The organism is Actinophytocola gossypii (assembly GCF_025165815.1).
In the GTDB taxonomy this organism is placed as follows: domain Bacteria; phylum Actinomycetota; class Actinomycetes; order Mycobacteriales; family Pseudonocardiaceae; genus Actinophytocola; species Actinophytocola gossypii.
Window position 1 is genome coordinate 1 of record NZ_JAFFZE010000037.1, and the last position, 22577, is coordinate 22577.

Here is a 22577-nt window from a genome sequence, read left to right on the forward strand (position 1 = left end):
CGACCACCGATCGAGCTGACCGTAGGTGACAAACCGACCCGAATCCTCGATCGCGACCGCATCCGGCGTCGACCCGACCCGCACCCCGAACCGCGAAACCAACGACATGGACGCGTCCCCCATACCTCCACCTAACGCGAGCATGTGATCAAGCCGACTCCGCACCGTCCAGTTCAGAATTGCAGTGCGAAACGAACTCCTCGATCGTCGCGAACTCCAACAGCATGACGATGTCCGTCTCGATGCCCAGGGCAGCATTGAGTTCGTCGACCAGCTTGATCAGTAGGAGCGAATTCCCCCCGAGATCGAAGAAGGTCTCGTCCGTGTCGATCTCGGAGACGTCGACCCCGATCACGTCGGCCCAGATCCGGGCGACCTCTTCCTCCTGCACCGCCATCGTCGGCAACCTCCTGCGTGTCGCGTCTGCCACCGGCGCTCACCGGTCGGGCTCAGTGACGACGAATGTAGCCGTAGGCCAGGGCGGTCCCCCTGTCGGTCCTCGAGATCATCCAGCTGTGTCAACGCGCCCACCCACGGCCGGATGTGGCGTAGTTTGGGCCCCGCAGGCGGCACCGGCGCGACGAAGGGCGGACATGACAGGCGACACGACCGGGACGCTCCCCATCGGGCCGCTGCAAGAGGGTTTGTGGGTGTTCTGGAAGCTGAACCCGACCAGCCCGGCGTACAACATCCCCGAGGTCATCCACTTCGACGGCGAATTCGACCCCGCCGCCGTCCAGTTCGCCCTCGACGAGACCGTGCGACGACACGAGGCGCTCCGCACGACGTTCCGGGAGACCGAATCCGGTGTCGTCCAGGTCGTGTCGCCCGACCCGCTGCCGATGCCGGTCAAGGTCACCGACCTTCGCGGCGTGCCGGAGACCGAGCGTGCGGACCGGCTTGCCGCCACCCTCTACGACGAGGCCAACGCCCCGTTCGACCTGGCGACGGACCTACCGGTCAGGCTCACCGCCATCCGGGTCACCGACGCGCGTACGTCGGTCCTGCTCGTCGTCCATCACATCGTGTGTGACGGCACGTCGATAGCGTGCCTGCTGAAGGAGTACGCGGCGTTCTACCGGGCGGCGCGCGAGGACACGCCCCCGGACCTGCCGCCGGCTCCCCCCGGCTACACCGAGGTGGTCCGGCAGCAGCTCGCCGCGCTCTCCGGGCCGAACCTCCGCGAGGAACTCGACTACTGGCGCGACCGGCTCACCGGCGTCCGCGGCAGTGCGCTGCCGCGCGATCGCGACAGCCGGCCGACGGCGAACTCGCTGCGGACCGACGCCGTGTCGACCGTCCTCGAACCCGAGCTCGCGGCCGCGGTGCTCGAGCACGCCCGCCGGGCGCGGACCACTCCGTTCGCCGTTCTCCTGTGCGCGATGCAGGTCATGATCGCCATCGGGACGAGCGAGGACGAGGTGGCGCTGGGCACCGTGACGAGCGGACGGCCGCGGCGGTTCGCGGCCACCGTCGGGATGCTCGCGAACACAGTCGTGATCAAGTCGGCCATCGACCGGGCCGCCTCCTTCGCGGCCGTGCTCGACGACGTGTCCCTCGACGTGATGGACGCGCTCGACTACCAGGATCTGCCCTACAGCCGCGTGATCGCCGAACTCCACGGCTCCGGGCGCGGCCAGGGCGACGATCTCGTCCGCACCATGTTCGTCGCGGCCGCGAGCAGCGGCCGTGACGCCGGCGCGAAGCGGGACTACGAAATTCCCGCCTACCGGGTCGAGGGCCCGTTCGAACTCATCGTGTTGTGCCACGTCATGGGCGAGGTGGTCGCCCTCGACTGGGAGTTCGCGCTGCGCTCGTACTCGCGCGAGACCGCGGCGGGCTACCGGGACGCCTATCGGGAGATCCTGGCCGCGCTACTACGCGATCCCGACGCCCCGATCGATTCGCTCAAGCTGACCGACGTGCTGGCCCGCCTCGTCCCGAACGCCTACCCGCCCTCGGCCGCCGGGGCGCCGAATTCGGTGACGTCCGGTGTGGAGCCCCCCGCCGCGGGCACGTCCGACAACCCCGCGGCTGACGATGCGGTGCTGTCACCGGTCGAGGAAGCCGTGGCCGCGATCTGGTCCGAGATCCTGGACATCCCGGTCACGGCGCCGTCCGACAACTTCTTCCAACTCGGCGGCCACTCGATGGTGGCGAGCCGGGCCGTGGCGCTGGTGCGCCGCAAGGTCGCGCCCGCGACGATGCGGCTGCTGTTCGACCACCCTGAGCTGCGCGACTTCTGCGCGCAGCTGCCAACGACTCGGTGAAGGTGATATGTCCGATTTGGTGATGGCGCCTGTTTCGGTCGGCCAGGAAGCGCTGTGGTTCATCGAGCAGGTGACGCCGGACACGTCCCAGTACCTGATGACGTTTCCGTTCCGGATGGTCGGCGTGCTGGACGTGGCCGCGCTCGAGCGGGCGCTGGATCGGCTCGTAGCTCGGCACGGGGCTTTGCGGACGTCGTTCGTCGAGCAGGACGACCAGGTGTTCCAGGTCGTACACGACGATGTGCGGGTGCCGTTGATCGTCGAGGACGTGGCCGGCGGTGAGTCGGGGATCCGGCAACGGTTGACGCGGGAGACCGGTCGGGGGTTCGACCTGGCGGCGGCTCCGTTGTTCCGGGCGACCTTGCTCAGGTGCGGCGAGCGGGAGCAGGTGTTGGTGCTGGCCACACACCACATCGTCTTCGACGGCGGCTCGCTCGAGATCGTGGTGGACGAGCTGGCCGAGTTCTATGCCGACGAGGTGGGTGGAGCCAGGGCGGCGGAGAAGGAGCCGACCGGCGAGTACACCCGGTTCGCGATCGACGAGCGGGCCTGGCTGGATCAGGAGGAGAGTCGCGAGCAGCTGGACTTCTGGCGCGCGACCCTTGCCGGTGCCCCGCAACTCACGCTGCCGACCGACCGGCCGCGGTCGTTGGGTTCGTCGGTGGCGGGTGGCGACGCGCGGTTCACGATCGGTCAGCGGGAGTTCGAGGCGGTCCGCTCGCTACTCGCGCAGGAGCGGCTCACGCCGTTCATGTTCGCTCATGCGCTGCATCATCTGGCGGTCGCGTACCTGACCGGCCAGCGGGACATCGTCGTGGGCAGCCCGGTCTCCAACCGCCCCGACACCATGCGCGACACGGTCGGCTACTTCGTCAACATGATGCCGCTTCGGGTCGACTCGTCCGGCGACCGCACGTTCCGGGATCTGCTGCGCCGGGTACGGGGTGCCCTGCTGGACGCCTACGAGAACCAGGGATACCCGTACGCCCATCTGGTCTCCGCCCTCGCGACCTCGGAACACGGGATGCGTCCCGACCTGTTCGACACCGTTCTCGGCGTGGAGTACGAGGCGTCGGGAACGGCCAGGTGGCACGGCCTCGGGGTGACGCACCTCGAGACCGACACCAGTACGACCAAGTTCGATCTCGGCGTGTCGGTCGTCTGGGGCGAGCGCGGTTTCGAGACCGATGTCGCGTTCCGTACCGCACTGTTCGACCGGTCGACGATCGCGTCCTTCGTCGAGATCTACCGGTCTCTCGCGGAGTCGGCCATCACCCACCCGGATGTCGAGCTGGCGAGCCTGCTGCCGGCCGGCACCGCCGGGTCCGGCGGGGAGCAACGGGTCCGGCGTCTGGTCGACCGTGGGGACGCCCCCGCACCCCGGCGCGACGAGGACGACGCGGTTCCGGGTGGGCCGGCGCCGGAGTCGCCGGTCCCTGGCCGGGAACCGAAGAACTCCCGGGAGAAGATCCTTGCCCAGCTCTTCGCCGAGGTCCTCGACCGGGAGACGGTCGGCGTCGACGACAACTTCTTCGACCTCGGCGGGCACTCCCTGCTGATCCTGCGCCTGGTGTCCCGGGTGCGGGCGGCGCTGGGGCTGGAATTCAAGATCAAAACATTGTTCGAGTCGCCGACGGTGGCCGGACTCGCCGAACGTCTCGGGAGCACGGTGCCCGACGCGCCGGCGCGTTCCCACGGCGATGCGCCGAGCGTCCGGAATGAACGCCGGATTCCGGTCCGCCGGCTCGTCGACCGTGGGTCCGCACCGCGGTCCGGTGCGGACGAGCCGGTCCCGAGTGGGCCGGCGCCGGAGTCGCCGGCTCCTGGCCGGGCGCCGAAGAACTCCCGCGAGGAGATCCTCGCTCAGCTCTTCGCCGAGGTCCTCGGCGAGGAGACGGTCGGCGTCGACGACAACTTCTTCGACCTCGGCGGGTCCTCGCTGTTGCTCGGCCGCCTGGCGTCGCGGGTGCGGGCGGTGCTGGGGCTGGACGTCGCGATCCAGTGGCTGTTCGAGTCGCCGACGGTGGCCGACATCGCCGATCGCCTCGGGAGCGCGATGCCCGACTCGCTGGCGCCACTGCTCCCGCTGCGCGCGGGCGGCGACCTCGACCCGGTCTTCTTCCTGCCGCCGATCGGCGGTCTCAGCTGGGCCTACGCGCGGTTCCTGCCCTTCGTCCCGAAGGGCCGTCCGGTCCACGGCCTGCAGGCGACACGGCCGACCTCCGACGCGGACCGGCCGGCGACGCTACGGCAGGTGGCCGAGAGCTACCTCGACCTCATCGCCGACCGAACCGACAGGCCGTTGTCCCTGGTCGGATGGAGCTTCGGCGGGGTCGTCGCGCAGGAGATCGCGGTACTGGCGCAGGAATCCGGACGCGCGGTGCACAAGCTCGTCCTCCTCGACGCCGTCCCGGCGGTGCCGAGAACGGACCGTACCGACGAACCCATCTCACCGGAGGACCTGGAAGCGATCACCGCGTCGATCCACGGATCCGTCGGCAGCGAAACCGGTGAGCTGACCGAGTCCCTGTTCGACGAACTGCTGAGCACGGCCACCCACAACCTCCGCCTGATGACCGCGCACCAGTCCCGTCACTTCACCGGCCACACCATCAGTTTCGAGACCGACGAGACCGGGCCGCTACGCCACCGAGCCGGGACCACGTGGGCAGACCTCTCCACCGGCGGCGCCACGACACACCGGCTGACCTGCCCGCACGCCGACGTCATGGACACACCGACCGTCCGCCACACCGGCCCGATCATCGCCGACGCCCTGACCCGACCCCCGCGATGAGCACACGGAGGACCTCACCCCAGTGAACACACTCCATTCCTGGTTCACCGCCACCGCCGACCGGTTCCCTGACGAGGTCGCGCTGGTCGTGGCCGGGGAGCAGTGGACCTACCTGGAGCTCGACCGGGTCGCGCGCAGCGTGGCCGCGATCGTCGCCGACGCCACGCGTCGACGCCCCGCCCGGGTGGGGCTGCTGGCCGCGCACAGTGTGGGCGCCTACGGGGGCTACCTCGGCGTGGTGCGCGGCGGCGACGCGGTGGTGCCGATGAACGTCGACTACCCGGCCGAGCGCAACCGCCAGGTCGTCGAGATCGCCGAGCTCGACGCCCTGATCGTCGACGAGGGCCGCGACCTCGAGTTCCTCGGCGGCCTCGACCTGCCGGTCATCGAGATCGACAGCCAGGACGCCAAGCAGGTGTCCCAGTCGCCCGTGGCCGACCCGGTCGAGGACTCGGACGACCCGCAGGACATCGCCTACATCCTGTTCACCTCGGGATCCACCGGCGTGCCGAAGGGGGTGCCGATCCGGCACCGCAATCTCGACACGTTCATCCGGTACCAGGTGGACCGGTACGGCGTCGGTCCCGGCTGCCGCCTGTCCCAGACGTTCGGGCTGACCTTCGACCCGTCGGTGTTCGACATGGCCGTCGCCTGGGCAAGCGGCGCCACCCTGGTGGTGCCGTCGCGCGCCGAGTTGATCGACCCGGTCGGGTTCGTCAACGAGCACGCCATCACGCACTGGTACTCGGTGCCCTCGATCGTCTCGTGGGTGCACGACGCCGGGTCGCTGGAACCGGGCAGCCTGCCCACCCTGCGCCGCAGCCTGTTCGCCGGGGAGCAACTGACGCTGGAACAGGCGCGGGTGTGGTCGGACGCCGCGCCGCACAGCACGATCGAGAACCTGTACGGGCCGACCGAACTCACCATCACCGTCACGGCCTACCAACTGCCGGCCGATCGAGCCGCGTGGCCGAGGACCGAGAACGCGACGGTGCCGATCGGCCCCGTGTATCCGCACCTCGAGCACCGCATCGACCCACAGACCGGTGAGCTCCAGGTCCGCGGGCCACAGCGGTTCGACGGATACCTGGACCACGCCGACAACGCCGGCCGCTTCTGGGACCCCACGACGACCGACCCCGCTGCCGGCGACACCGGCTCGGTGGACGAAGCCGCGTGGTACCGCACCGGCGATCGGGTTACCGACGTCGACGGCGATCTCGTCCACCTGGGACGCCTCGACGAACAGGTCAAGATCATGGGCCGGCGCCTCGAACTCGGCGATGTGGAAGCCGCGCTACGGCGGTGGGCCGGTGTCGGGGACGTCGCCGTGGTCGCCGTCCCCGGCCCCACCGGCGACCATCAGCTCACCGCGGTCTACACCGGCACCGCCGTCGAGACGGCCGAACTGCGCAACCGGCTACTTCCGAACCTGCCGGTCCACATGGTTCCCGCACGGTTCGTGCACGTGGACGCCCTGCCGCTCAACGCCAACGGCAAGATCGACCGCCAAGCCTGCCGGGCACTGTGACCTACTTGCCCGCTGCCGGAATCCGGAAGTTCGGCGGGACGAGGACGTCGTCGGGGCCGAGGTCGTGGATGGAGCTGTGGCCGAGGGCGAGGAGGGTGGAGTCGATGCCGGCCCGGAGGATGTCGAGGACGTTCTCGACACCGGCCTGGCCGCCGGCCGCCATGCCCCAGAGATAGGCGCGGCCGATCATGACGGCCCGGGCACCGAGCGCGAGGGCCTTGACCACGTCGCTGCCGCGCCGAATCCCGCCGTCGAGGAGGACCTCGACCTGGTCGCCGACGGCGTCGGCGACGGCGGGGAGGGCGCGGATGGTGGCGGGGGTGCCGTCGAGGTTGTTGCCGCCGTGGTTGGACACGGAGATGGCGTCGACGCCGGCGTCGACGGCGCGGCGGGCCTCGTCGGGGTGGTAGACACCCTTGAGCATGAACGGTCCGTCCCACTGTTCGCGCAGCCACCGCAGATCGTCCCAGCTGGGTGGCGGGGTCCGCATCCACTGGCCGTACGCGCCGAAGAAGAGCGGCGCCGGGGCGTCCCCGACGGCCATGTTCGGCACCGTCAGGTCGGGCACGTGTCCGGTCCGCAGGTAGGCCGACAGCCAGCGGGGACGCGCGAGGGCCTGGGGAGCGAACCGGAGCGCTTCGCGCAGGGTGAGGCGCTCCGGGATGTGCGGGCTGCCCCAGTCGCGGCTGTGGTTGAACGACCAGTCGAGGGTGGCGATCACGCCGACCGCGCCGGCGGCGCGGGCACGGTCGAGCCGCCCGGTCATCTCCTCGCGGGTGCCGCACCAGTAGGTCTGGAAGAAGGTCCTGGGGTTGGCGGCCACGACCTCCTCGACCGGCTTGCTGGCGAACGAGGACAACCCCATCGCGGTGCCCCGGGACGCGGCGGCCCTGGCGACCGCGACCTCGCCGTCGGGGCAGACCGCCTGCACCCCGACCGGCGAGATCAGCACCGGCAGCTCGACGTGCTGGCCCATGACCGTGGTTGCGAGCTCGCGCTTGGCCGGCAGGCCGGCGGTCCGCGGCAGGAACCCCAGTTCGTCGAACGCGGCCTGGTTGTCGCGCAGCGTGACGCCCTTTTCCGAGCCGGCGATCAGCGCACCGTAGACGGACCTGGGCAAGCGCTTGCGGGCACGCCGCTGCGCCTCGGCGACGGACTCGAACCAGGAATTGGCCATGTTCAGGTAGTCGTCCTGTCTCGTAGCGGGCGGCGGAGATGCGGGAGCAGCGCCCTGGCCGTGCGGTGGGTGACGCTCCCGGCCCAGACACCGGCGCCATAGACGACGTCGTCGGCGAGGCGACCGAGGGTGAACCGCACCGGGCCGAGCGTCCGGCGACCGCGGGCCCATTCGGCGAGCGGCGGCCCGACCACGAGGGACGCGATGGCGGCGCGGCGGCGCCACCGCCTGCGTCCGCCGGGGACGGCCGCGGCCGCGACCGCGGGCAGGGCGTACTGGACGCCGTAGCGGCCGACGCCCAGCCACGTCTGGTACGCGGCGTCGAGCATGATCCGGGCGACGCCGGGATCCGGCCGGCTCGTTCGCCGCACCGCGCGCCGGGTGGCGAGGACGGACCCGGCGTAGGCGGCGGCCGCGAGGAGGGGACGGGCGGCGAGCGCGGCGCCCACGGTGAGCGTCGGCCACGGGAACAGCACGAGCGGCGGCACCTGGCCGGGGTGCCGCACCGCGAGCGGAGCGGCGGAGGTGCCGTAGCGGAACCGCCGGTACAGCAGGCCTTGCCAGGTCTCGGGTTCCAGGTGTCGCACGTGGACAGTGGGGTCGTAGCGCAGCCGCCAGCCCGCGTCGTGCAGCCGCCACACCAGGTCGACGTCCTCGCCCGCTACCGCGAACGACGGGTCGAGCAGGACACCGTCCCGCGCGATGGAGTCGAGCGCGGTGCGGCGCAGGAGGAGCGCGGCCGTCGGCGCCCACGACACGCGGGTGTTGGGGGCGATGGCGGCGGGCGTGGCGCCCAGGTCGAGGCCGAACGTGGTCGTGGCGTAGCGGCCGACCCAGTCGTCCGGCGCGACGGGCACGATGCGCGGGGCGACGGCTCCGACGAGTGGGTCGGCGAAGTGCCGCGCCAGCAGGGAGATCCAGCCGGGCGGGGGCACGCAGTCGCTGTCCACGAAGGCCACCAACTCCGTGTCGGAGGCCGCGACGCCGGTGTTGCGGGCGGCGGCCGGCCCGCCGTTGACCGACCGCACGACCAGCCGGGCCCCGAACCGGCGCGCGGCCCGCGCGACCTCGTCCGCGTCCGGGGAGCCGTCGTCGACGAGGACGACCGGGTACCCCTCCTCCGCGACGGCGCTGAGACAGCGGTGCAGCTTGTCGACCCGGCCGTACACGGGGATCACGACCGTCACGTCCGGGGCCTCGGCGGCTTCGGGGGGCCGCGGGTGCGCGAGTCCGACATCGGTGAGCCGGCGCGCCAGCACCCCGGCGGCGGTCGAGGCCACCGGACCGGCCGACAGTTCGGCCCACGCCGCCCGCCCGGCCGGGGTCATGCGGACGATCCTGGCCGGTGAGCCGCCGAACCAGCTGTCCTCGGTGAGCCGCCGGGTGGCGTCGTCGAGGACGACCCGGAAACCGACGGGAAGGGGGGCGGTCGGGGGGGTCACAGTGCCATCCCGCCGTCGACGGGCACGACCGCGCCGGTCATGCCGCTGCTTCCCCGGCCCGCCAGGAACGCGAGCACGTCGGCGACCTCGGCGGGCGCGAGCAGGCGGCGAACCGGTTGCTGCGCGGCGAAGTCCGCCGGTCCGGCGAGGTCGTAGAGCCGGGCGCTCTCAGCGAGGATCGGGGTGTCGGTGGAGCCGGGACTGACGGCGTTCGCGGTGACGCCGGTGTCGCCCAGCTCGGCGGCCAGGGCGCGGACGAGTCCGGTGACGCCGGCCTTCGCGGCGCAGTAGGCGGCGAGCATCGGCAGCCCGCGGGTGGCCGCCGCCGAGGCGACCGCGAGAAACCGCCCGGAGCGCGGTTCCGGGCGACGCAGCAGCGCCGGCACGGCCACCCTGGCCAGGTTGAGCACGCCGCCGAGGTTCACGTCCAGCACGGCCTGTTCCTGTTCGGGCGTCACCTCCCACGTCGGCACGCCACCGGCGATCACCCCGGCCGCCGCGATGGCCGCGTCCAGCCCACCCCACCGGGACTCGGCTTCGGCGACGGCCGCCGCGAGCGCACCGGGATCCCGGACGTCGGCGACAAAGGTGTGGGTGGCCACGGTGGACAGCTCGGACTCGGTGCCCAGCGGGTACGGGAGCGCGGGGTCGTCCTTGGCCCGGTCGACCGCGAGCACCTCCCAGCCCTGCGCGATCAGCGCGCGCACGGTCGCCGCGCCGATCCCGCGGGCCGCCCCGGTGACCAGCGCGACCCTGGTCACGGCGTGAACCCGGCGACCGGGCTTTCGTCGCATGTCCGGTCCGGCCGCCGCATGCCGATCGTCACCGGCACGGGTCCACGCCGGTGCGAGTGATCCAGGGCCGGTCTCGGCTTGCTTTCCACTGTGGACAGCGCGGTTTCGCCGTGGCCCTTGACGCATTCCGGGTCGGGGCCGTCGAGCGGGAGGCCGGTGAAGAACTTGGCGGCCATACAGCCGCCTCGGCAGCTGTCGAACGCGCTGCAGGACGCGCAGGCGCCACCGGTCTGCGGCCGCCGCAGGTCGGTGAACAGTTCGGACTCGCGCCATACGCGGGTGAACCCGCCCTCGGCGCGGACGTTGCCGGCGAGAAAGTTGTCGTGGATGGCGAACGGGCAGGCGTAGACGTCGCCCACCGGGTCGATCAGGCACACGACTCGTCCGGCGCCGCACAGGTTCAGCCCGGGCAGGGCGTCGCCGTACGCGGCGAGGTGGAAGAACGAGTCGCCGGTGAGCACGCTTTCGCCGTGCCTGAGCAACCACTCGTACAAGGTCCGTTGCTGGGTGGCGGTGGGGTGCAACTCGTCCCACACGTCCGCGCCCCGCCCGGACGGACGCAGCCGGGTCAGCCGCAGCTGGGCACCGTACCGGTCGGCGATCGCCTTGAAGTCGTCGAGTTGGTCGACGTTCTGGCGAGTGACCACGACGGACACCTTGAACCCCGTGCAGCCGGCGCCCGCGAGGTTGTCCATGGCCCGCAGGGCCGTTCGGTAGGAGCCTGGGCCGCGGACGGCGTCGTTGACCTCGGGCGTGGCGCCGTCGAGGGAGATCTGCACGTCCACGTAGTCACTGCCCGCCAGTCGCCGCGCGATCTCGGGCGTGATCCGGACGCCGTTGGTGGAGAACTTGATACCGACATGGTGTGCGGTCGCGTAGTCGACCAGTTCCCAGAAGTCCGGCCGCACGGTCGGTTCACCGCCGCCGATGTTCACGTAGAACACCTGCATGCGTTCGAGTTCGTCGACGACCGCCTTGCATTCCGCTGTGGACAGTTCGCGGGGATCGCGGCGGCCCGAGCTGGACAGGCAGTGCACACAGGACAGGTTGCAGGCGTAGGTCAGTTCCCAGGTCAGGCAGATCGGCGCGTCCAGCCCGTACTGGAACTGTTCCACCAGCGGCTGTGCGGTCATCCCCGCTCCCTGATCATGTCGGACGCGGCGAGGCTGCGCAGTGCCGCGCGGTAGGACGGCAGGTCGGCCGCCGGCACGCCGGCCTGTGCGCAGGCGTCGCGGGCGGTCGGATGGTCGGCGAGCGTCCGCACGACGTCGAACAGGGCACGAGTCTTCAGGAACGACAGGCGGCGGGTGCCGAAGTGGTACAGCAGAGCGCCGAACCGCTCCGGCCGGATCGACACCTGTTCCGGCACGTACCAGGCCGCGTCCAGAACGTCAGTCAGTAGACACCGCACATGCCGTCGATGGAGACCTCTTCGACCAGCAACTCCTCGACGAGAACGGCTTCGTCCGACTCGACGGTCGGTTGGTCGATCGTCTGTGCCCGGATGTCCGCCATCTACGACTCCTCCGCCGGGGGCCAGGTTTTCGACACCATGTGACGAATCTTGACGTACGTTAACGTCACCCTGGTGCCGAAGACAAGCCCCGCACCCGGCGACCGCCCCCGCGGCCGTCCGCGTGGCACCAGCGCGCGCGAGCTGGAGCTGATCGCGCTACGGCTGTTCACCGAGCAGGGCTTCCACGAGACGACGATCGACCGGATCGCCGCCGAGGCCGGGGTCAGCCGCCGGACGTTCTTCCGGTACTACGACGGGAAGGCACAGGTCCTCTGGAGCGAGTTCGACACCGAGGTGGCCACGATCCGCGCGACGCTCGACGGCGTGCCGGACGACCTGCCCCTGATGGACGCGGTCCGAGAGGCGGTGATCGCGGCCAACCACTATCGCGCCGAGGACGTACCGGAACTGCGTATGCGGATGCACCTGATCAGCACGGTGCCCGAACTGGCCGCGAGCGCCACGGTCCACTACGACGCCTGGGAAGGCGCGATCGCCGAGTTCGTCGGCCGTCGCTGCGGGCTGCCCGCGGACTCCCTGTACCCGCTCGCCGCGGGCCGCGCCACCCTCGCCGCCTGCCGTGCGGCCTACGAACGCTGGTCCGCCCGTGCCGACGGTGACCTGACCGTGTACCTGGACGCCGCGCTCCGGGCTCTCGCGGCCGGGTTCGCCAGTACCAGCCTCATCGAGGAGCCGCGTCCGGCGCGCTACCAGTGATCCTTCTGGGCTCGGGCCTCGAAGAGCAGCACCGCGGCCGAGATCGAGACATTCAGCGAATCCGCGGACCCCAGCATGGGAACGGAGACGGACTCACAACCGGCCTCGTACCACGGCTTGGGAATGCCGTACCGCTCCGAGCCCAGTACAAAAGCCGTGCGGCGGTCCGCGTAGCGGTAGTTCCGGTAGTTCTTGGCGTTGTTGGCGTCGGCGAGATAGACGTCGAACGAGTTCCGCTGCAGCCAGGCGACGGCGTCCTCCGGCTGGTCGAACTCGACGACGGGCATGGTGAGGATCATGCCCTGGCTCGCGCGGAACACCTTCGGATGGGTCAGTCTCGTCCGCCGGTTGGTCAGGACCAGACAGTCCGCGTTGCACGCGTCCAGCGTGCGCACGAGCGTGCCGAGATTCCCCGGAATCTCCATCCCGTCGGCGACCATCACCAAAGCACTGCGGTCGAACCGGACGTCGATCGGGTCCCACAGGGGTAGTTGGGCGATCGAGATGAGCCCGTCCGGCCGGTCGCGTTCGCTGATCCGCGCGAGCGTCTTGTCGGAGATCTGGTAGGCGCGTCCCGCCCGGGCGGCGATTTCCTCGGACCGCTTGACGGCCTCATTCCCGTAGGCCGCTTCCGGACACCAGAAGAACGAGTCGATGTGGGTATCGGTGTTGAGCAGAAGATTGTGCGCCCACAATCCCTCGGCGATGAAGAGCTTCTTCGGATTGGGCGCGGTGTTCTTCTGGATCGAGCGGAGCTGCTTGATCTTGGGATGGTGCACGCCGATCTGCTGCAAATCCATCAAGGCAGTCCGTTCTGTCGGCGTCCGGGTCGGGTCGGTGCACCCATCGTAGAGTCCGTCACGCGGGACCAGCCGTGACCCGATGCCGGGTGACGTCCGGCCCGACCTGCTGACGCCGCACCTCGTAGAGCAGGATCCCCGTCGCCACGGCCAGATTGAGCGAACTGACCGCGCCGACCATGGGGATGCGCACCCGCAGGTCCCCGCGAGCCATCAGGTCCCCCGGAAGACCGTCGCCCTCGCTGCCCATCAACAGGGCCAGCGGCATCGGGTACTCGGTGGCCCAGTGGTCGGATTCGGCGCGAGCGGAGGTGGTGGCGACGCTCACCCCCCGCTCGCGAGCCCACGCGAAGAACTCCCCCGCGTCGGCCGAGTGGGCGATCGGCACCGTGAACAAGGCGCCCATGCTCGCCTTGACCGCGGCGGGCGCGAACGGGTCGGTGGTCTGACCCAGCAGGATGACGCCCGCCGCGTTGATCGAGTCCGCGGTCCGGATGATCGTGCCGACATTGCCCGGGTTCGCGATCTCGTTGAGCGCGACGAAGATCGCGTCCGGCCGGACGGCGAGGCCGGCCAGGTCGAACAGCCGGCTACGCACGATCGCGGCGAGCCCGGACGGCCCGTCCCGGTCGGACAGCCGCAGGAACAGGTCGGCGGTCAGGTGCGCGACGCGGACCCCGCGACCTTCCAGGTCTTCGACGACGCCGAGCGCAGGAGAGTCGCCGAGCAGTTCGGTGGACACGATCAGGGTCTCGATCTCCGCGCCCGCGTCGACCGCCTGCCAGACCGAACGAACGCCCTCGACGAAGAACGCGCCCTCCCGCTTGCGGTGTTTGCGGTCGGCGAGCAAGCGCACCCGTTTCACCAGGGGATTCGCCGTGCTACTGATCATGTCCGGCCTGGAACCACTCACCCGGCGACTTTACCGTCCTCACCGTTCGACCGTGCCACGCTCCACGACCCACCGAGCGGTGTCGACCAGCCAGGTCAGCGCCATGCCTGCGCTCGATCGGCGACACCGAAGGCCGCCAGGGTGTGCGGAGCTTCGGACACATTCGAGCGCCGGCCCGCCTCGTCGGCCGCGAGCCGAAGGGCGGTGTTCACCGTGTCCTTCATCGTCGCGGTACCGAGTCGTCGTCGCGCGGCCTCGAGCACGCAGGGGCCACCCGAACGCCGCGATCGGCTTCGCCAGCGCGACCAGTCCCGGCGCAACCCCGAGCCGGCTCTGTGCGCGCCAGGACCGTCGATCGTGTGGGCATAGTCGAACCGCACCTCGGCGCCGTCGGTGTACAGACGCCGACTCGCCAACGCATTAGACAACCCGATCCGGGTGTCGAGCTGCTCCAGAGCCGGGCGGATGCGTTGCATCGGCACACACCGGTTGGAGAAGTCGGAGCCGGAACACATCGAGCGGTTCTATGTTCGTCTCCGCGAATCGGGAGCGAACCCGTCTACGCTCTTGCGGGCACACCGCACCCTACGAGCCGCGTACCGAGACGAAGCAACAGGAAGGGCCTTGCCCGGCGTTAACCGAAACAAGGCCCCAACCTGGTACTACTGTCTCAACCAGACAGCGCGCCCGAAGGGATTCGAACCCCTAACCTTCTGATCCGTAGTCAGATGCTCTATCCGTTGAGCTACGGGCGCATGTTCAGTTGTCACTCGGCCGGAGCCGAATGGCGGAGGCTCCGGGATTTGAACCCGGGAGGGGTTGCCCCCAACCGCATTAGCAGTGCGGCGCCATAGACCAGACTAGGCGAAGCCTCCCGGGGCCCCAGGCCGCTCAGCGAGAGCCTACTACAGCACCTGCCGAGCCCCTCAACGGGTTAGGTCGACGAACGCGTCCAGGCTTCCGGGGTTGGCCAGGGCGTCCCGGCTGACCGCCTGCTCGGGAGGGGTGCCGGCGAGGATCTTCTTCACCGGGACCTCGCATTTCTTGCCGTTCAGGGTCCTGGGGACCTCGGTGACCTGGAGGAACCTGTCGGGGACGTGGCGCGGCGACAGCGCTTGGCGCAGCTCCTTGCGGAGGGCGGGCTCCAGGGTGTCCAGGGTCACACCTTCGGCCAGGACGAGGAAGCAGAGAAGTTCGCCTTCCTCCCCCGCTGACGTGTCGATTACCAGGGAGTCCTCCACTTGGGGGAAGGACTCGACCACGCGGTAGAACTCGCTCGTACCCATCCGGACGCCGCCTCGGTTGAGGGTGGAGTCGCTGCGGCCGTAGATGACCGCCGACCCCCTCGGGGTGATGCGGATCCAGTCGCCGTGGCGCCAGGTGTCGGGGTAGGGGGTGAAGTAGGCGTCTCGCAGACGCTCACCATCGGGGTCGTTCCAGAGGTGCACCGGCATGGAGGGCATGGGGCGGGTGATGACCAGCTCGCCTACCTCGTCGGTTACCGGGTCGGCCTGGTCGTTGTAGGCCTGGACGGCGGCGCCGAGCATTCGGCAGGACAGTTCGCCTCGCCAGACGGGGACGTCGGGGGACGCTCCGACGAACGCCGTGCAGAGGTCGGTGCCGCCGGAGACGGAGGCGATCTGGACGTTTCGGCCTACCTGGTCGGATATCCAGGTGAAGCCCTCCGGGCTCAACGGGGCGCCGGTGGATCCCAACGCCCTGAGGGCGGTCAGGTCGTGGGTCTTGGCGGGGGTGAGGTCCTGTTTGAGGCACGACTGGATGTAGGGGGCGGAGGTGCCGAAGTACGTCACTCCGTTGCGGTCCGCGAGGTGCCAGAGGGTGTTCAGGTCGGGGTGGGCGGGGCTGCCGTCGTACAGGACGATCGTGGTGCCCACCAGGAGGCCGCCGATGAGGAAGTTCCACATCATCCAGCCGGTCGTGGTGAACCAGAAGAACCTGTCGCCCGGGCCGAGGTCGCAGTGCAGGGCCAGGGTCTTCAGATGTTCCAGGACGATGCCGCCGTGACCTTGGACGATGCCTTTGGGGAGACCTGTGGTTCCGGAGGAGTAGAGGATCCACAGGGGGTGGTCGAAGGGGACCGGATCGAAGGACAGGTCGGCTTCTCGGGTGACCAGCTCCGCCCACGGGGTCGAGTCCGGCAGGTCGGCCTCGGCGGACAGGTAGTCGATCAGGACCGTCGCGCGGAGGGTGGGGATCTCGGCGCGGAGGCGTTCGATCGTGGGGCGGACGTCGAACGACCTGCCGTTGTAGACGTAGCCGTCCACGGCGAACAGGACCACGGGTTCGATCTGGGTGAAGCGGTCGGCGACGGCCCGCACGCCGAAGTCGGGGGAACAGGACGACCAGGTCGCGCCCAGGCTGGCGGCGGCCAGGAACGCGACGAGGGTCCGCGGGGTGTTGGGGGCCAGGGCTACGACACGATCTCCTTTGCCGACGCCCAGGTCGATGAGGGCGGCGCGGATCGCGGCGACCTGGCGGCGGAGGTCGCCGTAGGTGAGGTGTTCGGTGACGCCGTCCTCGCGGTCGAAGATCACGGCGAGGTCCGTGTCCGACCTGCCTGGACCCTCGCGGAGGGCGTGTTCGGCGTAGTTCAGGGTCGCGCCGGGGAACCACTCGGCGCCGGGCATCCGCTCGTCGGTCAGGACGCGATCGGGCGGGGTGTGGAAGCGGACGTCCAGGAACTCGGCCACGGCGGACCAGAACGCCTCCAGCTCGCTGGTCGACCACTCCCAGAGGGCCTGGTAGTCCTCTACCTCCACGCCTCGCTCGGCACGCAGCCACCGGCGGAACTCGGCCATCCGGCTGGCCTCGACGCGGGCCGGGTCCGGGCGCCACAACAGCTCTGGAGTGGAGGTCATGCCCCCGTTCCTATCCCATATCGCGGGCGCTGGCCATGGTGCCGGACCACACACCTACCGGACGTCTACCGCACGTCGGCGAGCATCTCCTCGGCCATCGACGCCAGCCTCGGGAGGTCCGTGGGGGTCACCGTCAGCCACGCACCGTGCTGGCGGAGGGCGTAGCGGCCGTCCTCGGCGTCGAGCCAGGTGACCAGCGCCCTCCCCCGGCCGGTGACGCCGAGTTGGCCGCCGCCGGTCCTGGTGGTGAGGGCCTGGGCCAGCATGCTCGCCTCCGGCTGGCGCACCCCGGCGGCGTGCAGGGCCCGCACGAAGCCGGTCACGCCCTCGCGTTCGGCCTCGGCGCACGCGGCGTCGTAGTCGGCCACGGCGATGTTCGCCGGGCGTCCGGAACCGGCGGGGAGGGCGGGTAGGGAGTCCAGCAGGGCTGGGGCGACGGCGGTCGGACGGACGCTGCCCATGCGGATCTCGCCGTCGACCCTGGCGGCCACCGCGGCGCCGCCCTCACTCGCCGTGGCGTAGCCGAGCAGCGGGGAGCCCTGGCCGAGGACGCGCAGGTCGAGGGTGGCGCCGCCGCGGGCGAGGGTGCGCAGGACCAGGGCCACGTCGCGGGCCGGCTCGGACACGGTTCCCAGCTCGCGGGCGGCCAACGCCTCGGACGCCTCCTCGACCAGCTGCGCGCGGGCCCGTGGGGTGCGGCCGACGTGGCTCACCTCCAGCGGCACCGGGGGCTCACCGAGACCCATCGCGGTCCAGAGCAGGAAGAACTCGACCGAGCTGACCTGGACCCAGCCGGACGCCGGGTCACGCACGGGGCCGCTCCTCCCCGATCACCGGGGGCGTCGTCGGCCGCTCGTGCTGGCCCCAGATGTCGTCCTCCTCCTTGAGGTAGTCCGCGACCCTGCGCTCGGTGTCGTCATCGCGGCCGGCGGCGCCCATGCCCATCGGCATGCCGCTGATGCTGGGGCCTCGGCCGGACGACGACGTGGTGCCGGCGCCGGGACGGTTCTGCGCGGCGGCCGGCTCCCCGGCACCCGAGGTGAGGCCGGCGGTGGGACCCGGCGTGGGACCGCCGACCGGGACCCGGCCGGGGGTGCCGGTGGATCCCGGGGCACCGGGAACGCCGGGAGAGCCGGGGACACCGGTGCGCGGCGGCAGGGGCGGCGGGACCGGAACCGGAGCCGGCGGAGTCGGAGGCGGCGGGACCGGGGGCTGCGGGGGTGGCGGCGGCTGCGGCGGGCCGACCAGGATCGAACCGCCGACCGGGGGCGGGCTGAACTGCGGGACCGTCGAGTAGACCTCGCGGGAGGCCTCCTGGAACCGCTCCATCACCCGCGCCGCCTGCTGGTGCATGGCCTGCTCCTCGGCGAGCGGCCCGGCCGGGTCCGCGGTGACCGAGCGGGCGGCGCCCCAGTCGTTCGCCAGCAGCGGCTGGACCTCCGGCAGCTCGGCGATCGGCTCGCGCGGAGGCTTGGGCATGGCGTCGCGCGCCTGGAGGACGTTGTCGACCTCCATGGTCACGCACGCGGAGACCTTCGTGGCCTGCGTGCCGGCTTCGGCGGCCCAGTGGGTGAGGCCGGCGAGGGTCTGCCTGGCCAGGTCGGACGCCTCGCCCTCCCACGCGGCGGCGGCCGCCGTGACGATCCGGCCGAGTTCCTCGCTGATCTCGGTCAGCTCGTCGCCGAGCCTGGCCCAGTCGGCGGAGACCTCCATCGCGCCGCTCGGGTCGAGGCCCTGGTGGACCATGCGGTGCAGGTCGCGGTGGGTGAAGGTGAGGTAGTCGACCTGCTCGTCGAGCGAGGTCGGCTCCTCCTCCGGCGGCAACGGCATGGGCGGGTAGCACGTCGGCGGGCTCGGCCAGTGGGGCGGGTGGCAGCCGCCCGGCGCGATCGACGTCATGGCTGGGTTCCGTTCTGTCCGAACTGGGCGCCGATCCGGCCGGCGGCGCGGTGCAGCTCGCCGGCCGCCTGCTCGTCGGTGGTGCGGTAGAGGCCGGCGGCCAGGCGGACCACCGCCTCCACCGAGTCGAGCAGCTCGTGGAACTGGCGCAGTACCGGGCTCACCCCGCCGTCCTTGTCGACGGCGACGGTGCGCAGCCGCTCGGACATGATCTGGCCGATCCAGTTGTCGCCGAACCGCAGTGGCGCGTCCAGCTTCCGGCCGTCGCGCATCAGGTCTCCGGCGCGCATCCGGGTCCGCTGGATCTGCTCGAGCAGGCTCTCGGCGGCGGGGAGGTCGATCCGCAGGCGGCCGAGCGCCGCCTCGTCCCTGACCTCTTCGACCTTGCCGGCGACCGGGGTCAGCGCGCCCGGGGCCATTGCCGGGATCCCGCTGTCGGTCACGGCTACCCCCTATCTGACGTTCGGGTACAGGATGTCACAGTACCCAGACGCGACGGGAGTCACAGCGGTTTCATCGCAGGTGAGCGTCGAACCAGTTCAGCATCCGCTGCCATGCCTCGAACGCGCCGTCCGGGTGCATGTCGAAGCGGTGGTCGGCGGCCGGGAACAGCACCACGTCGGTCGCGGTCTCCGAGCGGGACGCCGCCTCGCGCAGCCGCTCCACCTCGTCGGCGAACTTGTCGCCGTAGAGCCCGAGCCACGGGCAGCGCAGCTCGCCTGCCACGTCGACCAGCGCGGGCAGCCCGTCGGACAGCGGTCGCAGGATGCCGCCGCCGGCGACCGTGACCGCGGCCCCGATCCCGCGCCGGGCGGCGACGACCATGGCGACCGAGCCGCCGACCTCGAAGCCGACGACCCCGATCCGGTCGGCGCCGATGCCGTGCTGGGCCAGCCAGCCGAACGCGATGTCGGTGTCGGCGAGCACGGAGTCCCCGGACAGCTCGCTGACCAGACCGGCGGCGGTGTCGTCGGAGATGTCCCCGTCGCTTCCGCCGTGGTAGATGTGCGGGGCGACCACGAGCCAGCCTTCGGCGGCCAGCCCACTCGCGAGGCCGCGCACGCTCTCGGTGATCCCCCGCGCCTCGTGCAGCACGACCAGCCCGCCGCGGACCACACCGGGCGGTTCGGCGATCGTCATGCGGAGTGCGCGCCCGTCAGCGAGCCGGACGAGTTCGGTGCGGGTGGCAGACATCCGAGTAGCCAATCACGCCGACATGAACACGAGTCAACAGTTCCCAGCCGATCGGAGTAATCACGAGACCAATATCTGGACGATGGCGACCACGCCGACCACGACGATCAGGATCCGCAGCCACAGCGGCCGCAGCCGGCGCCCCATGCTCGCCCCGAGGTGCCCGCCGATCATCGACCCGGCCGCGAGCAGCAGCACGACCGGCCACGCGACGTCCGCGACGAACACGAACACCAGGCCGGCCACCAGGTTCGCGGTCGCGGTGAGCACGTTCTTGGCCGCGTTCAGCCGCTGCAGGTCCTCGTCGAGCATGATCCCCATCAGCGCGAGGTTCAGCACGCCCTGCGACGCGCCGAAGTAGCCGCCGTACACGCCGACGGTGAGGACGCCGAGCATCAGCACCGGGCCGCCGTGCTCGTGCCGGACGGTCCGGGCGGCGAGCCGGCGCGCGAGCCACGGCTGGATCAGCACCAGGACCAGCGCGAGCAGGATCAGCCATGGCACGATCAGCTCGAACGCGCCTGGCGGGAGCACCAGCAGCACCAGGGCGCCGGCGACCGCGCCGAGCGCGCTCATCGCGCCGAGCCGCAGCAGCCTGCCGCGCTGGCCGGCGAGCTCGCGCCGGTAGCCGACTGCGCCGCTGACCGAGCCGGGCACCAGGCCGATGCCGTTGGAGACGTTGGCGATCACCGGCGGGTAGCCGATCGCGAGCAGCACCGGGAACGTCACCAGGGTCCCGGAGCCGACGACGGCGTTCATGCCGCCGGCGACCACGCCGACGACCGCGACGAGGACCCCTTCGAGCGGGGTCACCGGGAGGCCGGGAGGGTCAGCCGACGACGGCCGGCCGGCAGAAGCCCATCGTGCCCGACTCGGTCTCGCAGCCGAGGATCATCGGGAAGAAGCCGGCTCCGCGCACGAGCTGGACCGCGCCGAGCACGATCAGCACCGCGCACACCGGGAGCACCCAGCCCGGCCGCGGCGGGCGCAGCTCCCCCAGGTACGGCCGGCGCGCCATCGCCACCGCGACCGCGACCGTGGCGCCCCCGCCGGCGATGGCGGCGAAGTTCAGGTAGCTGTAGGCCACCAGTTCGCCGTTGTGGAGCTGGTGGCTGGTGACGCCGAGAAAGACGACGAACGGCAGCAGGCCGAGCACCGCCGCCCAGATCGCCAACTTCACGTGACGGGTCATGCGGGTGAGATGCGGCGCACACCCCGGTCGGTTCCGCCGTCATGCCTGGTTCGGCGTGAACACGCAGAACTCGTTGCCCTCGGGGTCGGCGAGGACGTCCCAGTCGATCTCGCCGTCCCGGCCGCGCAGCACGGCGGCACCCATCTCCACCAGTTCGTCCACACTTCCCCAGATGTCGAGATGCACGCGGTTCTTCACGGACTTGGCCTCGGTCACCGGCACGAACCAGATCGCCGGGCCGCCGCCGTCCGGGTCGACGATCGGCACCGGCCAGTCGTGCGGACGCAGCCAGCCGTCGCCGGGCGGCTCGTGGTCGTCGCGGCGTACGTAGCCCATCGCGGAGCACCACCAGTCCGCGAGCTTGTGATGATCGGTCGCGTCGATGACCAGATCCTTGAACCGAGCTGACATGCCGGCATCGTCGCACGTAACAACCGGGGTTCCGGTGTGAAGTAGATCCTGGTCAGGCCGTGCGGGACTCGACGTAGTCGGCGAGGGCGGCCAGCGCGTCGCGGGCCGGCAGCGGCGGCAGGTCGGCCAGTTCGTCCCGCGCGGCCTGGGCGTACCGGTGCACGTCCGCGCGGGCGGCGGCCATGCCGGGCGAGGCGCGGAGGAGTTCGAGCGCCTCGGCGTGCCGGGCGTCGTCGGTGACCGGGCCGGTGTCCAGGATCACGCGCAGCCGCGCGGCGGCGTCGTCGCCGGCGGCGAGCGCGTGCAGCATCGGGACGGTGACCACACCCTCGCGCAGGTCGGTGCCGGGGACCTTGCCGGACTCGGTGGCCGGGGTGCAGATGTCGATCACGTCGTCGGAGATCTGGAACGCGATGCCGAGGGCCTCGCCGTAGCGGGCGAGCGCGGTGCAGGTGGTCTCGTCCGCGCCGGCGACCCGGGCACCGAGCTCGACGGCCATGGCGATGAGCGACGCGGATTTGTCCGCCATGACCTCGATCGCGTGCGCCATCTGGTCGCCGCCGGCCGGGGCGCCGGCGGCCTCGTTGATCTGGCCGCGGATCAGGCGGACGAGGGTGTCGGACTGCAGCCGCAGGCAGCGCGGGTCGAGGTCGGCGCCGAGCTCGGACGCACGGGCGAGCACGAGGTCGCCGAGCAGGACGGAGAGCTTGTTGTCCCACAGGGCGTTGGCGCTGGGGACGCCGTGGCGGCGCTGGGCACCGTCCATCACGTCGTCGTGGTGCAGGGTGGCGACGTGCACCAGCTCGACGACGACGGCGGCGTCGAGCACGCGCGGGTCGTCCGGATCGCCGAACCGGGCGCCGAGCAGGGCGAGCCGGGGACGGATCCGCTTGCCGCCCGCGGTGACGAGGTGCCTGCCACCGATGGCGGCGAACTCGAACTCGGCGTCGGCCAGCACCTTGTGCAGGCGTTCCTCCACTTCGGACAGGGCGTCGTGGAGCTCGGTGTCGAGTGCGGTCCCCATGGGTCCGAGCCTGCCGGAGAACGACCCTCGCGGGGGCGGTCC

General features: G+C 71.1%; 23 protein-coding genes and 2 tRNA genes. 4 read left to right on the top strand and 21 right to left on the bottom strand.

What is annotated here, in order from left to right; all coding sequences use genetic code 11:
- Positions 1-148 precede the first annotated feature (148 nt).
- On the bottom strand, positions 149-397 hold the full coding sequence (locus JT362_RS34975; RefSeq protein ID WP_260196245.1) for an acyl carrier protein: 249 nt from the start codon (positions 395-397) through the stop codon (positions 149-151).
- Positions 398-593: 196 nt separating this feature from the next.
- On the opposite strand from JT362_RS34975, the gene JT362_RS34980 reads away from it, so the two are divergent.
- The 3 genes from JT362_RS34980 to JT362_RS34990 are packed head-to-tail and all read left to right on the top strand — an operon-like array spanning position 594 to position 6598.
- Positions 594-2270, top strand: a complete 1677-nt coding sequence (locus JT362_RS34980) for a condensation domain-containing protein (protein ID WP_260196246.1) — start codon at positions 594-596, stop codon at positions 2268-2270.
- A 22-nt stretch (positions 2271-2292) separates the two neighbouring features.
- On the top strand, positions 2293-5067 hold the full coding sequence (locus JT362_RS34985; RefSeq protein ID WP_260196248.1) for a condensation domain-containing protein: 2775 nt from the start codon (positions 2293-2295) through the stop codon (positions 5065-5067).
- A 22-nt stretch (positions 5068-5089) separates the two neighbouring features.
- The gene (locus JT362_RS34990) at positions 5090-6598 is read left to right on the top strand and encodes an AMP-binding protein (RefSeq protein WP_260196249.1); all 1509 of its coding nucleotides are present in this window, start codon (positions 5090-5092) and stop codon (positions 6596-6598) included.
- 1 nt (position 6599) lies between these two features.
- On the opposite strand, the gene mftD is transcribed toward JT362_RS34990, so the two are convergent.
- From mftD to mftA, 6 genes are read right to left on the bottom strand one after another with little or no spacing between them, the layout of a single operon-like run.
- The gene (mftD, locus tag JT362_RS34995) at positions 6600-7775 is read right to left on the bottom strand and encodes a pre-mycofactocin synthase MftD (RefSeq protein ID WP_260196250.1); all 1176 of its coding nucleotides are present in this window, start codon (positions 7773-7775) and stop codon (positions 6600-6602) included.
- A 2-nt stretch (positions 7776-7777) separates the two neighbouring features.
- Positions 7778-9217 carry a mycofactocin biosynthesis glycosyltransferase MftF gene (gene mftF / locus JT362_RS35000; RefSeq protein ID WP_260196251.1) on the bottom strand — a complete coding sequence of 480 codons (1440 nt, stop codon included), beginning with the start codon at positions 9215-9217 and terminating at the stop codon, positions 7778-7780.
- Positions 9214-9978, bottom strand: coding sequence for a mycofactocin-coupled SDR family oxidoreductase (locus JT362_RS35005; protein ID WP_260196253.1), 765 nt, complete (start codon positions 9976-9978; stop codon positions 9214-9216). Before JT362_RS35005 ends, mftF begins: the two co-directional genes overlap by 4 nt.
- Positions 9975-11144, bottom strand: a complete 1170-nt coding sequence (gene mftC / locus JT362_RS35010) for a mycofactocin radical SAM maturase (RefSeq protein WP_260196254.1) — start codon at positions 11142-11144, stop codon at positions 9975-9977. The genes JT362_RS35005 and mftC overlap by 4 nt, the downstream gene beginning before the upstream one ends.
- Positions 11141-11422 carry a mycofactocin biosynthesis chaperone MftB gene (gene mftB, locus JT362_RS35015; RefSeq protein ID WP_260196256.1) on the bottom strand — a complete coding sequence of 94 codons (282 nt, stop codon included), beginning with the start codon at positions 11420-11422 and terminating at the stop codon, positions 11141-11143. The genes mftC and mftB overlap by 4 nt, the downstream gene beginning before the upstream one ends.
- Positions 11407-11526 (bottom strand): mycofactocin precursor MftA, encoded by a 120-nt coding sequence (gene mftA, locus JT362_RS35020; protein ID WP_260196257.1) that lies wholly within the window; start codon positions 11524-11526, stop codon positions 11407-11409. Before mftA ends, mftB begins: the two co-directional genes overlap by 16 nt.
- A gap of 73 nt (positions 11527-11599) precedes the next feature.
- Between mftA and mftR the strand changes: the two genes are divergently transcribed.
- On the top strand, positions 11600-12244 hold the full coding sequence (gene mftR, locus JT362_RS35025; RefSeq protein ID WP_260196258.1) for a mycofactocin system transcriptional regulator MftR: 645 nt from the start codon (positions 11600-11602) through the stop codon (positions 12242-12244).
- On the opposite strand, the gene JT362_RS35030 is transcribed toward mftR, so the two are convergent.
- The 14 genes from JT362_RS35030 to JT362_RS35095 all read right to left on the bottom strand — a co-directional run bounded on the left by JT362_RS35030 (position 12235) and on the right by JT362_RS35095 (position 22535).
- Positions 12235-13044 carry a TrmH family RNA methyltransferase gene (locus tag JT362_RS35030; protein WP_260196259.1) on the bottom strand — a complete coding sequence of 270 codons (810 nt, stop codon included), beginning with the start codon at positions 13042-13044 and terminating at the stop codon, positions 12235-12237. The genes mftR and JT362_RS35030 overlap by 10 nt on opposite strands.
- A 58-nt stretch (positions 13045-13102) precedes the next feature.
- Positions 13103-13909, bottom strand: coding sequence for a TrmH family RNA methyltransferase (locus JT362_RS35035; RefSeq protein ID WP_260196260.1), 807 nt, complete (start codon positions 13907-13909; stop codon positions 13103-13105).
- 122 nt (positions 13910-14031) lie between these two features.
- Positions 14032-14412, bottom strand: coding sequence for a hypothetical protein (locus JT362_RS35040; RefSeq protein WP_260196261.1), 381 nt, complete (start codon positions 14410-14412; stop codon positions 14032-14034).
- Between the two features lie 206 nt (positions 14413-14618).
- A tRNA-Arg gene (locus JT362_RS35045) sits at positions 14619-14691 on the bottom strand.
- 30 nt (positions 14692-14721) lie between these two features.
- Positions 14722-14811: transfer RNA gene (locus tag JT362_RS35050), tRNA-Ser, on the bottom strand.
- Positions 14812-14862: 51 nt separating this feature from the next.
- Positions 14863-16815 carry an acetoacetate--CoA ligase gene (locus tag JT362_RS35055; RefSeq protein WP_260196262.1) on the bottom strand — a complete coding sequence of 651 codons (1953 nt, stop codon included), beginning with the start codon at positions 16813-16815 and terminating at the stop codon, positions 14863-14865.
- A 65-nt stretch (positions 16816-16880) separates the two neighbouring features.
- A complete protein-coding gene (locus JT362_RS35060) occupies positions 16881-17627 on the bottom strand; it encodes an ESX secretion-associated protein EspG (protein WP_260196264.1) in 747 nt (248 codons plus the stop codon).
- The gene (locus JT362_RS35065) at positions 17620-18714 is read right to left on the bottom strand and encodes a PPE domain-containing protein (RefSeq protein ID WP_260196265.1); all 1095 of its coding nucleotides are present in this window, start codon (positions 18712-18714) and stop codon (positions 17620-17622) included. Before JT362_RS35065 ends, JT362_RS35060 begins: the two co-directional genes overlap by 8 nt.
- Positions 18711-19157 (bottom strand): hypothetical protein, encoded by a 447-nt coding sequence (locus JT362_RS35070; RefSeq protein WP_260196266.1) that lies wholly within the window; start codon positions 19155-19157, stop codon positions 18711-18713. The genes JT362_RS35065 and JT362_RS35070 overlap by 4 nt, the downstream gene beginning before the upstream one ends.
- 70 nt (positions 19158-19227) lie before the next feature.
- A complete protein-coding gene (locus JT362_RS35075; protein WP_260196267.1) occupies positions 19228-19908 on the bottom strand; it encodes a dienelactone hydrolase family protein in 681 nt (226 codons plus the stop codon).
- Between the two features lie 60 nt (positions 19909-19968).
- On the bottom strand, positions 19969-20721 hold the full coding sequence (locus JT362_RS35080) for a sulfite exporter TauE/SafE family protein (protein ID WP_260196269.1): 753 nt from the start codon (positions 20719-20721) through the stop codon (positions 19969-19971).
- A 16-nt stretch (positions 20722-20737) separates the two neighbouring features.
- On the bottom strand, positions 20738-21088 hold the full coding sequence (locus tag JT362_RS35085; protein WP_260196270.1) for a hypothetical protein: 351 nt from the start codon (positions 21086-21088) through the stop codon (positions 20738-20740).
- A 51-nt stretch (positions 21089-21139) separates the two neighbouring features.
- Positions 21140-21511 (bottom strand): VOC family protein, encoded by a 372-nt coding sequence (locus JT362_RS35090; RefSeq protein WP_260196271.1) that lies wholly within the window; start codon positions 21509-21511, stop codon positions 21140-21142.
- Between the two features lie 52 nt (positions 21512-21563).
- Positions 21564-22535 carry a polyprenyl synthetase family protein gene (locus JT362_RS35095; RefSeq protein WP_260196272.1) on the bottom strand — a complete coding sequence of 324 codons (972 nt, stop codon included), beginning with the start codon at positions 22533-22535 and terminating at the stop codon, positions 21564-21566.
- Positions 22536-22577: the final 42 nt, after the last annotated feature.

Bases quoted from the DNA above. Each gene is read 5' to 3' on its own strand.
- JT362_RS34975 (WP_260196245.1), bottom strand. From the start codon at position 397: ATGGCGGTGCAGGAGGAAGAGGTCGCCCGGATCTGGGCCGACGTGATC.
- JT362_RS34980 (WP_260196246.1), top strand. From the start codon at position 594: ATGACAGGCGACACGACCGGGACGCTCCCCATCGGGCCGCTGCAAGAG.
- JT362_RS34985 (WP_260196248.1), top strand. From the start codon at position 2,293: ATGGCGCCTGTTTCGGTCGGCCAGGAAGCGCTGTGGTTCATCGAGCAG.
- mftD (WP_260196250.1), bottom strand. From the start codon at position 7,775: ATGGCCAATTCCTGGTTCGAGTCCGTCGCCGAGGCGCAGCGGCGTGCC.
- mftC (WP_260196254.1), bottom strand. From the start codon at position 11,144: ATGACCGCACAGCCGCTGGTGGAACAGTTCCAGTACGGGCTGGACGCG.
- mftA (WP_260196257.1), bottom strand. From the start codon at position 11,526: ATGGCGGACATCCGGGCACAGACGATCGACCAACCGACCGTCGAGTCG.
- JT362_RS35030 (WP_260196259.1), bottom strand. From the start codon at position 13,044: ATGGATTTGCAGCAGATCGGCGTGCACCATCCCAAGATCAAGCAGCTC.
- JT362_RS35040 (WP_260196261.1), bottom strand. From the start codon at position 14,412: ATGCAACGCATCCGCCCGGCTCTGGAGCAGCTCGACACCCGGATCGGG.
- JT362_RS35055 (WP_260196262.1), bottom strand. From the start codon at position 16,815: ATGACCTCCACTCCAGAGCTGTTGTGGCGCCCGGACCCGGCCCGCGTC.
- JT362_RS35065 (WP_260196265.1), bottom strand. From the start codon at position 18,714: ATGACGTCGATCGCGCCGGGCGGCTGCCACCCGCCCCACTGGCCGAGC.
- JT362_RS35075 (WP_260196267.1), bottom strand. From the start codon at position 19,908: ATGTCTGCCACCCGCACCGAACTCGTCCGGCTCGCTGACGGGCGCGCA.
- JT362_RS35090 (WP_260196271.1), bottom strand. From the start codon at position 21,511: ATGTCAGCTCGGTTCAAGGATCTGGTCATCGACGCGACCGATCATCAC.
- JT362_RS35095 (WP_260196272.1), bottom strand. From the start codon at position 22,535: ATGGGGACCGCACTCGACACCGAGCTCCACGACGCCCTGTCCGAAGTG.